13 protein-coding genes are annotated in these 11,366 nt (G+C 29.5%); all 13 read right to left on the bottom strand.

The features are described from left to right. Nucleotide 1: 1 nt before the first annotated feature. Complete coding sequence (locus ACWXVS_RS02205; RefSeq protein ID WP_438340387.1) at nucleotides 2–433, bottom strand: transcription antitermination factor NusB; 432 nt, start codon at nucleotides 431–433, stop codon at nucleotides 2–4. Beyond that, nucleotides 433–1,239: a YmdB family metallophosphoesterase gene (locus tag ACWXVS_RS02200; RefSeq protein WP_438340388.1), complete on the bottom strand. Its 807-nt coding sequence runs from the start codon at nucleotides 1,237–1,239 to the stop codon at nucleotides 433–435. Before ACWXVS_RS02200 ends, ACWXVS_RS02205 begins: the two co-directional genes overlap by 1 nt. Before the next feature lie 75 nt (nucleotides 1,240–1,314). Next, nucleotides 1,315–2,313: a recombinase RecA gene (recA, locus tag ACWXVS_RS02195; protein WP_438340389.1), complete on the bottom strand. Its 999-nt coding sequence runs from the start codon at nucleotides 2,311–2,313 to the stop codon at nucleotides 1,315–1,317. Nucleotides 2,314–2,409: 96 nt separating this feature from the next. Next, on the bottom strand, nucleotides 2,410–4,587 hold the full coding sequence (locus tag ACWXVS_RS02190) for a phenylalanine--tRNA ligase subunit beta (protein ID WP_455994815.1): 2,178 nt from the start codon (nucleotides 4,585–4,587) through the stop codon (nucleotides 2,410–2,412). A gap of 20 nt (nucleotides 4,588–4,607) precedes the next feature. After that, nucleotides 4,608–5,546: a phenylalanine--tRNA ligase subunit alpha gene (gene pheS / locus ACWXVS_RS02185; RefSeq protein ID WP_438340391.1), complete on the bottom strand. Its 939-nt coding sequence runs from the start codon at nucleotides 5,544–5,546 to the stop codon at nucleotides 4,608–4,610. After that, nucleotides 5,539–6,753 (bottom strand): AAA family ATPase, encoded by a 1,215-nt coding sequence (locus tag ACWXVS_RS02180; RefSeq protein WP_455994812.1) that lies wholly within the window; start codon nucleotides 6,751–6,753, stop codon nucleotides 5,539–5,541. The genes pheS and ACWXVS_RS02180 overlap by 8 nt, the downstream gene beginning before the upstream one ends. Before the next feature lie 128 nt (nucleotides 6,754–6,881). After that, on the bottom strand, nucleotides 6,882–7,196 hold the full coding sequence (gene rpsR / locus ACWXVS_RS02175; protein WP_438340393.1) for a 30S ribosomal protein S18: 315 nt from the start codon (nucleotides 7,194–7,196) through the stop codon (nucleotides 6,882–6,884). 15 nt (nucleotides 7,197–7,211) lie between these two features. Further along, complete coding sequence (locus tag ACWXVS_RS02170; protein WP_438340394.1) at nucleotides 7,212–7,676, bottom strand: single-stranded DNA-binding protein; 465 nt, start codon at nucleotides 7,674–7,676, stop codon at nucleotides 7,212–7,214. A gap of 29 nt (nucleotides 7,677–7,705) precedes the next feature. Beyond that, on the bottom strand, nucleotides 7,706–8,134 hold the full coding sequence (gene rpsF / locus ACWXVS_RS02165) for a 30S ribosomal protein S6 (protein ID WP_438340395.1): 429 nt from the start codon (nucleotides 8,132–8,134) through the stop codon (nucleotides 7,706–7,708). A gap of 166 nt (nucleotides 8,135–8,300) precedes the next feature. Next, nucleotides 8,301–8,999 (bottom strand): ribonuclease HIII, encoded by a 699-nt coding sequence (locus tag ACWXVS_RS02160; protein WP_455994810.1) that lies wholly within the window; start codon nucleotides 8,997–8,999, stop codon nucleotides 8,301–8,303. Between the two features lies 1 nt (nucleotide 9,000). Then, nucleotides 9,001–9,957 (bottom strand): HAD-IIB family hydrolase, encoded by a 957-nt coding sequence (locus ACWXVS_RS02155; RefSeq protein WP_438340397.1) that lies wholly within the window; start codon nucleotides 9,955–9,957, stop codon nucleotides 9,001–9,003. 84 nt (nucleotides 9,958–10,041) lie between these two features. Beyond that, nucleotides 10,042–10,668, bottom strand: a complete 627-nt coding sequence (gene upp / locus ACWXVS_RS02150) for a uracil phosphoribosyltransferase (RefSeq protein WP_438340398.1) — start codon at nucleotides 10,666–10,668, stop codon at nucleotides 10,042–10,044. 32 nt (nucleotides 10,669–10,700) lie between these two features. Beyond that, nucleotides 10,701–11,363, bottom strand: coding sequence for a deoxyribose-phosphate aldolase (gene deoC, locus ACWXVS_RS02145; RefSeq protein ID WP_438340399.1), 663 nt, complete (start codon nucleotides 11,361–11,363; stop codon nucleotides 10,701–10,703). Nucleotides 11,364–11,366 lie beyond the last annotated feature (3 nt).

The raw sequence follows: 11,366 nt of genomic DNA, 5'->3' as shown, positions 1-11,366 counted from the left end.
ATTATTTATTAATTATTTGTTTAGAAATTTTATCGAGAATTTTATTAACAAATTTATAATCATTGCCGGGTGAAAAAAGCTTAGTAATATTAACCAATTCATATATCACTACGCTACTATCATTGTAAGTTAGTTCATAAACACCAAATATTAATATTGCTCTAATTAATGGGCTAATTCGCTCCCACTCCCATGTTTCTAGTATAAACTTCTCAATAATTTTTTTTAAGGTTTCATATTTTGACTCTATTATTTGCAACGCTTGTATTTCACAAGGATTTATTTCATTTAGAGGATTATTAACAATAACGCTCGTATCTAAATGCACACTAAATAGTTCTGATTGATAAAGATAAAAAATGATGTTTTTTCGATAATTATACTTTTTAACTAGAAAATTGCCTTTCATGCTTATTTGTTTTTTTTCTTTCATTACTTCTCCAAGAAATTTATTAATTTAATCATTTTTTTATCTTTATTTTTAGTTAGCGTAAAAACTACACCATTAAACTGACACTTATTGTTTGATACTTTAAATGGCAATCTTGCATCATATCTCATTTTTTGATAAACTTCTTCAAAATTAGAACCAATAGCGCAATCCCTTGGGCCGCACATTCCGGCGTCAGTTAAATAATATGTTCCATGTGGGAGAATTTTAGCATCATTTGTTTGAATATGTGTATGGGTACCGATAAGTGCATCAGCTTTTCCATCAACATACAAACCAAAAACAGATTTCTCTGATGTTGTTTCGGCATGAAAATCAACTATATAATAATCAGCTTTATATAAGCTGTATACCTCATCAAACTTATCAAAAAAGTTATTGGCAACCTCTTGTTTCCAAGGTTGCAATAGGGGATTAAAAGTTATCCCCATAAATGATATAACAGCAATTTTATTCCCTTTAACATCAAATAGTCTAATACCTGACCCTGGATAGCCTTGATCTATGTTAACAGGTCTAATTAAGTCATTATTATCAATTATATCCATTATTTCATGTTTAGCTCAAACATGGTTACCCAATGTAAAGGCATTAACCCCCGCATTTTTTAATTGAAAGTAATGTTCAGGAATAAAGCCCTTTCTACCAGAAACATTTTCAGATTGTGCTATTACAAAGTCTATATTCTCGTCTTTAATAATTTTGTCTAAATTCTTTATAACAAAATCAATACCTGGGTTTCCAAATATATCACCAAGAAATAAAATGTTTATATTCTCTTTTTTCATAGTTTTAAATTATATATAATTTAACGTTTTTTAGGTTAAACAAGTCTTTATAAGTAAACACATTTTTAATAAACATTAGACATTGTTTAATTTTTCAATGACCTGATTATAAATTTCACTATAGAGTTCATTATTTGTTTGTAATAATAGCGATAAATTAATTTGACCTTGGGCAATATTTTGGCCATTATAGTTATATCATGAACCTTTACGAGAAATAATCATAAATTCCTCTGCTAATTGAATAATCTCATTAACCCTTGATACACCTTTTGAAAATACAATTTCAATTTGTGCACTTTTGTATGGTGGGGCTAATTTATTCTTAACAACCTTACATTTAATTTGATTCCCCGTTATATCACCGTTGCTAGTTATATTTTGTGACTTTCTTACCTCAAGCCTAATCGAGGAATAGAACTTAAGCGCCTTACCGCCAGTTGTAGTTTCTGGATTGCCAAACAACACTCCAATTTTTTCCCTTATTTGATTAAGAAATATAATCGTTGTTTTATTTTTAGATAATGTACCGGTAATTTTTCTTAATGCTTTCGACATTAATCGAGCTTGAGCACCAATTGTTTGGTCTCGCATTTCGCCATTTAGTTCAACTTCTGGAACTAATGCAGCCACTGAATCAATAACAATCAAATCGACTGCACCAGTTTTGGCTAATCTGTCAGCTATTTCTAATGCCTCTTCACCGGAATTTGGTTGAGCTAGAATTAAATTTTTAATATCGACGCCAAGGTTTTTAGCATATATTGGGTCAATAGAATGTTCAGCATCAATAAAAGCAGCAATGCCGCCATTCTTATGAATTTCAGCAATTGCATGTAATGCTAATGTAGTTTTTCCGCTGCTTTCAGGACCAAATATCTCAACAATTCTGCCTCTTGGTCATCCACCAATTCCGAGAATATTATCAATGTTTAAAGAACCGGAACTAAAAGTTTCTGGAATTATGTTAGGTTCTTCTCCTAATAACATAATTGATTCCTTACCGAATTCTTTTTCAATTTCCTTCAAAATTTGATCAATATTAACAACCTTTTTTATGTTTGTTTCATTCATATTTTTGCCTCCACTAATATTTTGCAATACTCGCTTTTAAAGTAGGGTATTTTAGGAAAAAATAGCGAAAACAGAAGAAAAAAATATAAATTTGAATTATTTAGAAACAGCAAAAACTTGCTCAAGTTTTTTAATTGCTCAATCCTCAATTAAAAAGGAAAATGTAACATTTTTAGTATCATTATTTTTATAAAAAGTATCAATAATTTTGTATGAATAAATGCCCTTTATTGACTTAATTTTTTCAATGATTTTTTCAACAGTTTCGTGTTTATTTAGTTCAAAAGTAATATCCCTTGTTTTTATAGGTTCATGTCGATAATTAATAAAAGTATTAGAATCATTTAATAATTTATCAAGCATTATTTCTACAAAAATATAATCTGAGTTAATAATTTGGGGATGAATTTTAGCTATATATCCAATCATTTCTGACCCTAGATAAATAACACATGATGCGTTGGGATGAAAAATTGTGCTATGTGTTTTTTTAAACTCTAATTGTTTATTAGTCAATGACATAACATCTTGTTTAATTTCAGCAAATGATTTAATATTTGAACAAAGACCCAAAATATTCATTTTGCGCCCGATCATTCCGATATCAAAATAAGACCCTTTTTTAAAACCTTGTTTCTCATTATGAATAGCCACCTCATTCAAACTATGAATAAATGATAGACGAACCTGCGAGTGATCATAATTTTTTGCATCCACTGCATTCAAAATTTCTCTGATATTAAAAGGGTCGAAAATATTTTCCTCAGGTTTTATTAGTGTATATGTTCTAACATTTGAATAATTTTTATTTGCTAATGTTCTATAGTATTCATAAACGTTGTTAATATCATAATTTAATCTTGTTATTTTAGGTTGTTTTAGTGGAAAATTATCATAACCATAAAATCTAAAGACCTCCTCAACGAAATCTTGCAAAGTATTTAAATCATAGCGATAAGTTGGAAAAACAACAACTGATTCATCATTTTTAAATTTAAAATCAAGTTTAGATATTTTTTTCATTACATCATTAAACTTTTTAGTTTTATTAATTGAAAACCCTGCGCATTTATTCAAATATGATTTATCTATTAAGATACTCTTCTTGTGGGTTTTGGGAACATTGATTTGATGCGAGTAATCAGTTAAATATTGAGCTAAAAAATTATAAGCCAAAATCAAAGAGCCATCCGATATCTCACGACTTGCACGCATTGATGAATTTGTATTTAATTTGATTTGCTTAGCATTTTTTCTAACACTCATAATATTAAACGAAGCAAGTTCAAATATAACTTTTTGAGATTCTTTCTTAAATTGATATTGTTCTAAACCTATAGTAGCAGCAATAGATATAGGCGTTTCATTATTAAACACACAAAGCGCATTTTTTAATTCAACTTCTTTATTACCTAAAATATTTAGCTTACCGCTATAATAATCAACATTAAACACATTTGATTGCAGGTCTTCTTTATTATAAATATGACATGGGACGCCGGCAAATAAAAGCACTAAGTTGGTAAGGTCTACAGCATTATTGAATGTTTTAATGTTATGTCTTCATAATAGCATTTGTTCTTGTAATGAACATCTTAAATTACTATTAGACGCTTCAACCAATGAAAAAGAATGAGTATCATTTAACTTTTTGACCTCAAATGAAGAAATCAAGTTAGGGTTTGCCTTTTTTGGTCATTTTATCTCGGTATCAAAAAATGCTGCTAATTCTCTAGCTATAACAAGATAGCATTGCGCATCAGCACGGTTAGAAAGAATTGAAACTTCAATCATATAATCATCTAAATCAAAATAGGTTATTGGGTCGATATTTAAATCTATTTTATCTAATTGAAATATTTGATTGCCAAATTCCTCTGGAATTACATTCGAATTAAAACCTAATTCATCCAAACTCACAAACATACCTTCCGAAGTAATGCCTTTCATTTTTCTTGGAGCAAAGATAATTTCTTTGCTTCTCGAACCAGGAACAAAGGAAAGAACATACTGACCTTTTTTCATATTGGTTGCAGTTGTTTGAATAATAGCTTTATGTCCGTCACTATATTCAACCTCGCACACTGTTAAACGATCGGCTTGAGGATTCTTGTATGTATTTGTAACATGACATATTTTTATACCTTCAACATCACTGAATTTATAATATTGTTCCACTTCAAAACCAATTGAATTTATTGCTTCAACAACATCCTCGATAGTATGAGTTTGTAAATTAGCTAGTCTACATAATGTTTTAAATGAAAAAATCATATTCTTAACTCCTTAAACCTCTATTTAAATTGATTTAAAAATCTTTTATCATTGGTATATAACTCTCGAATGTCTTCAATACCATATTTAATCATTGTAATTCTTTCAATTCCAATGCCAGCTGCAAACCCGTTCATCATATTAGTATAACCAGCAGATTTTAAAACTTTATCATTTAACATGCCTGCCCCCAAAACCTCAATTCATCTATTTTTGAAAAAAATATCAACCTCAACACTAGGTTCTGTAAATGGAAAATATGATGGACGAAGCCTAATTTTTATGTCTTCCTCAAGTACATAAGAAAGCATTTCTTTCAATGTATACATTAATGACGCAAAGGAAACATTACCCACGCTCACTAAATCAAGTTGTGTAAATTGATGAGTATGTGTTTTATCTTCTTCATCATTTCTATAAACCTTACCAATGGCAAACTGTGAAAATTCCTTATTAGCAAATTTCTCAAGTGCACGAGCGCTTATTCCTGTATTATGTGTTCTTAAAAGCTCATTATTATTTAAATATAAGGAATCCTGCATTTCTCGCGCTGGGTGTGATGCAGGAATGTTTAAATTCTCGAAATTATATCTATCATTTTCAATTTCAGAATAACTTAGCTCAATATAACCATTAAATAAAAGCCACTCTCTAAATTTTTGAGAAACAAGATTAACGGGATGAATTGAACCTTCATTTTCAACAGGAGTGGCATAATCCACAAAATCTTTTTCTAGTTGTTTTTGGATTTCTAAATTATTAAGTTTATCCTTTGCTATATCAAAAAAGTCTTCTGCTTGTTTTTTTAATTCTTGAATTTTTTTACCTATTTCTGGTTTTAATTCCTTAGAGGCCGTTTTTAATTGCTCCATTAATTGTTTTAATTCAGGAGAATTATTAAATTGATTTTTAATATTTTTTAAGTCTTCTAAATTATTGATTTTATCCAAATTAAACATTGTTGTTCTCCTTTTTTTTAACTATTTCTCAGTATTGTTTAACTTTCTTTTCTCAACCTTGGCCTTGATATTCATATGTCTTTAAATTTATCAATTCATTAGGCAGATATTGTTGCTGGACTCAATGATAAGGATAATCATGAGGATACTTATATTTCTCTTTTTTAAAACTTGCAGACAAATTAAATTCCTTAAGATAGTAAGGAGGCTGATAAATTAAATTACGTTCCAATATTTTTTTAGTTTGTTGTATAGCAAGATATCCTGAGTTTGATTTGGGGCTCAAAGAAATATTAAGAATTGCAAAACCAATCGGCAAATAACCTTCTGGTAATCCTAATCGCTCGAAACTTTCAATTGCTGCTAGCGTTTGTGGGCCGACCATTGGATTTGCTAACCCAACATCTTCATAAGCAGCGCATAACATTCGACGAAATAAATCGCTAGTGTCCCCAGTTTTTAAAATTAATAGCCCTCAATACAAAGCAGCATCAGGATCGGAACCTCGCAATGACTTATGAAAAGCACTTAGCAAATCATAATGATTATCGGCATTATTATCACTTGCAAAATTTATTGAGGGGACCAACTCTTTAATTTTTCCCAATGTAATATTATCACTTGTACTAAGTTTACTTATAAGATCAACAATATTTATGGCTCCTCGAAAATCACCGTTAGCCTGTGTGGCAATAAAATCTTGTATTTCAACATTTTTTAATCAGTCGAATTTCATTTGTATAGATATCTGTTGTAGTCTTTTTTTAATATCTTGTTGCGTTGGAAAATCCATTTCAATAATATGAGTTCTTGAACGCAATGCTGGTTGTATTTTAAAATAAGGATTTTCAGTAGTTGTGGCATAAATGGTAATAAAACCGTCTTCTAAGTAAGGCAACAAAATATCTTGTTTATCTTTATTTAATCTATGCAGCTCATCAATTATTAAAATGTCATTATTTTTGATTTTTGTAAGTAAATCATCCTTCTTATCAATAGCAGCATTAAAAAAATCATAATTAACATTCATTTGATTAGCAAGAATTGAAGCTATTGTAGTTTTGCCACAACCTGGTTTACCATAAAAAATAAATGAAGAAAGGTCTTTATTTTTGATTATAGAATTGAAAAGGTTTCTTTTAATTTTTGAACAAACAAAATCATCTAAATTATTAGGGCGCAACTGATTAGATAGGTTTAATTTCATATTACTAATTATAATTGAAATTAAAAAACTATAAGAATATTCTATGATGGTGTTTTAAAAGCAACTCTCATTCAATTTTACCAATAAAAAAGCGCACACTTTCGTGTGCACTTATTTATAAAATAAATTTATTTTGTTTCCTGTGTTGTAGTATCAACCACTGGTTTTGGGGTCGCTTCCTTCTTAACAAATTCTTTTTTAACTGGACCAATATAAGGCAAAATAGCAACTAATCTTGCTCTTTTGATTGCCAATGCTACCGCTCTTTGGTGTTTAGCACATGTTCCAGTTATTCTTGAAGATATAATTCTTCCTTGTAGATTTACTAATTTTGATAATAGTTCTTCATTTTTATAATCAACATAAGCAACAGGTAATTTATTTGAACAAAATTGACATGGACGTTTACGAACGAATAATTTCTTACGAACAATTCTCGCCATTTTTTTCTCCTTTATTTAAAAGTCTCAACTCAAACCATCTATGGCATCATCAACATCACTTGTATGTTCCGTAGATGCTTGTTCACTAGTTGGAACCTTGTTATTTTCTTCATTGGAAATGCTAAACTCTTTAAAATTATTTTTTCTTCTAGCCTCAGTAACTTCTCGCGATTCAAGAGATTGTATTTTATCAGCACTAACAACATAATTATTAATTAATTGCCCATTTTGATCAGTTGTTCTTGTTGATTGGAAAGTTCCCTCAACTAGCATCAACGACCCTTTATCTAAAAATTTGTTAATAAATGATGCATTGCTTCTTCACGCTACGCATGGAATAAAATCCGCAACAGGTTCAGAGTTAGGCGTCGAATATGTTCTAGTTACAACAATTGTAAACCTTGAATATTCAACACTTGAAGCAGTAATCCCCTTATATGGCTTTGAAGCTAGTCTTCCGACTAAAATAACTTTGTTCATAACTTTTGCCTCCAATAAAATAAAATTAACTATTTAGCCACTGGTTGTTGTTTTTTAATGTATGGTCTTCTTTGTTCATTTCTTCTATCATTTGATGTTGCTTCTTTGTTTTCATTTTTATCAAATGATCTTCTATTTTCAAAATTTCTTTTTGTAAATCTTCTTTGTTTTCTTGGCTTCAATCCTTTTTCTGAATTTAAATTAATAATTAATGATCTAATAATTGACTTATCAATATTAAATTTTCTTGTTAATTCTTTTATTAATTCAGGTTGTGCACTTGTTAAAATCAAGAAATATGTTGCACGTGTTAATTTGTTAATTGGATACGCTAATTCAGTTCTCTCTAATCTTTCGAATTTTGTGTTTTTTTCATCTAATACTGAGAATACTAAATCTTTAACACTTTCTTCTGTTGATGTAGGGTTAACTAGAATCATAATTTCATATTTTGACATTATAGTTCTCCTTTTGGACTTTTGGGCCTTTATATTTGGCCAAGGAGTCTCACCCTTTTGTTAATAATTTTTTAAAAATTAAAATATTTTAACCTAATTATTTTACTAGAAAATATAGGGATTTTTTTAATATATAAATTTTATGGTTAAGTTACACAAAACACAGCTATTTTTCTAGTTCTTCAAGAATTTTCTTTGTCGTTTTAAATTGAAACTTTGCGACGTTATATAACTCAGAAATCCCAAATTTCTTCACAAAACTAACTCCTTGTTTAATAACCAAATCGCTTGCTCCAAGTATAAAATCAAAGCCATCATAATTAGCTTTTTGAGCTTCCATCTTTTTAAGAAGAATATATCTTGCTAAAATGGAAGCGCAAGCCACGGATAAAAATTTATCCTCAGCTTTTGTTTCTTGTACCAAACTAATTCTCTCAAAAATATTCTTCTTGATAAGATTCTTATTATAAAGGTTTGCTATATGCTCATTGAACTTATTCAATGTTGTATATTGGTCAATAACAACTTTTTTATTATTTTTTACAATATTCTGCAATCTATCAATTGAATTCATATGAATAAGAGTTTTAACTGCATTATTATTAATTCCAAACTTAATCAAGTTATTATAACCCTTCTGGCTCATTGTTGTATCCTTAAACAAAACAACATTATTTTTAATAATGTATTCAGCAATCCCCGTTATCTTAGAATCACTAAGTTTTTTACTATCCTTAACGCCAAGATTTTTAATTAATTGAATATTTTCTTCCGGAATAAAACAAGCAACTGAAACAATAGGAGCAAAATAATCGCCTACTCCCGTTTCATCAACGCCAATATAATCAGAATCTTTTGTCATCATATTATTTTTCGTCTTTATTATAAAAATTATCGGCTTTTACAGTTTTTAAATTCTTCTTTGATTCATTTTTTAGGTTCTTAGCCATTTCAATATATTTATCTGGATTATCTAAAAATTCATCAATAAAGTATCCAACCGCTCCTTCTTTATTTGTTTGAGGCATCACAACTGTCGAAACCTTCTTAATTGCTTGCTCAGCGTTCGCAGGGCAAACTCCCACATTACCGATTTCATACATGCTAAGATCGTTATATGAATCTCCCATTACAATGGTATCGTCAATATCAATGTTGTAATATCTCATCATTAAAGAAATAACCTTACCTTTATCAACTCCAATAGATGTAATATCAAAAACAGGGCTTAATCCTTCACCTTTTGATCAAGATGAAAATTCGCCAAGATCTCCATATCTTCTTTTTAAATATGTTAACAAATCAAGAACATCAGTTGTAGGTTGACAATCAAAAACTATTCCTGTTGGTTTTAAGGGTAATTTTTCCAAATTTATTGATTCGCGGAATTTTGTAGCTTGATTAAAACCAAAGACCTTCTCTAGGTTCGGATCTCTATGCATTAATTGAACTCAGTCCGGCCCTTCAATAGCATAATTTGAAATTTCTTTTTTAACTTTTTGATCACCTAAAATGTATAAAACCTCATTCAAATCAAGATATGTTATTGTTGGTATAAAGAATGGATCTGCAGGATTATGTATATGAGCTCCATTATAATTACCCACAATAGCGTTTAATCCAAGTTTTTGATAAACCGGCATTGTGCTTCTTCATGGTCTACCAGTTATGATAGATACAATATGTCCTTCCTTAATAGCTCTCTTGATTGCTTCTTCTGTTTTAGGGTGAATAGTTCCAGCACCAGAATCTGCTAACAATGTACCATCAAGATCAAGAGCAAATAAAAATCTTCTATTATTTGATTCTTTATTAAAAGCCATTTTTTTCCTTTCTTCAAAATTTAAATATTTATTTTCTTTAAAAATAAGGTAGAAAATAGAAAATGAGACACATAGTCTCTCTTTCTATTTCTTTGTTCCAAAAATACGGTCACCAGCATCTCCTAAACCAGGAAGAATATAGTTATTTTCATTTAATTCTTCATCTTTTGAAGCTAAATAAATATCTACATCAGGATGCTCAATATTAACCTTGTTAATCCCTTGTTCAACACCAACCAAACATATAAGTTTAATGTTTATAAAACCTTGTTTTTTTAATCTACTAATAGCATCGCAAGCCGATGAACCTGTTGCCAACATTGGGTCAACAATAATTACATAGCTATCTTTCTCAACATTAGGAATTTTAAAAAAATACTCAACTACTTGTGTGGTTTCCTCGATACGATACATTCCAATATGACCAACTCGAGCTTGTGGTACTAAATCTAATATACCATTAACCATACCAAGACCAGCACGCAATATAGGAATAATAACAATCTCCTTATCCAATTGCTCGCCATGAAAAATTGAACCTGTTGGTGTTTTGACCTCTAACGGCTTAGTTTGATAATCTCTTAACATTTCATAAACCATTAAAGATGCTATTTCATTAAGATTTTGCCTAAACTCATTATGAGTGGTGTTTTCGTCTCTCATCTTTGTCAACTTAGCATTGATAAGAGGGTGTTGAAAAATTTTTACCATATTTTGTCCTTACTTATTTGTTAAATTTTTAACTAGTAATTTGAACTATTATCTACTTTACCTTCGATAATTGTAACTGATTTTGAGGTACCTAGTCTATTAGCGCCTAATTCAACCATTTTTAATGCATCATCCTGTGATTTGATTCCACCAGATGCTTTAATTAATAAATTATCCTTAGCGACTTCCTTCATAATTTTAATATCTTCAAAACTTGCTCCTCTATATGAAAAACCAGTTGACGTTTTAATAAAATCAGCACCTGATTGTAATACTATTTCGGTTGCTTTAGCAATTTCTTCATTTGTTAGTAGTGCTGTTTCAATGATTACTTTTAAAACTTTATTACCGCAAACTTCTTTAATTGCTTTAATTTCATTAAGAACATATTCATATTGTTTGTCTTTAAAACGCCCAACATTCATAACCATATCAATTTCATCTGCGCCGTGTTCAAGAGCGATTTTTGTTTCAAAAACTTTAACACTTGCAACGTTATATCCTAATGGGAAACCAATAACTGTGCAAATTAAGACATCAGTATTTTTTAATTGTTCTTTTGCGTATTTAACATAAGAAGGCGCTATACAAACAGATTTAAAGTCATATTTTTTAGCCTCTTCTATTAATTTATCTATATCTTTTGTTGTTCCTGCTTGACCAAGGAAGGTATGATCAATTAACTTATTTAGCATTTT

Source organism: Mycoplasma sp. 327 (assembly GCF_053851655.1).
This window is presented reverse-complemented; position numbering and strand designations above follow the sequence as displayed.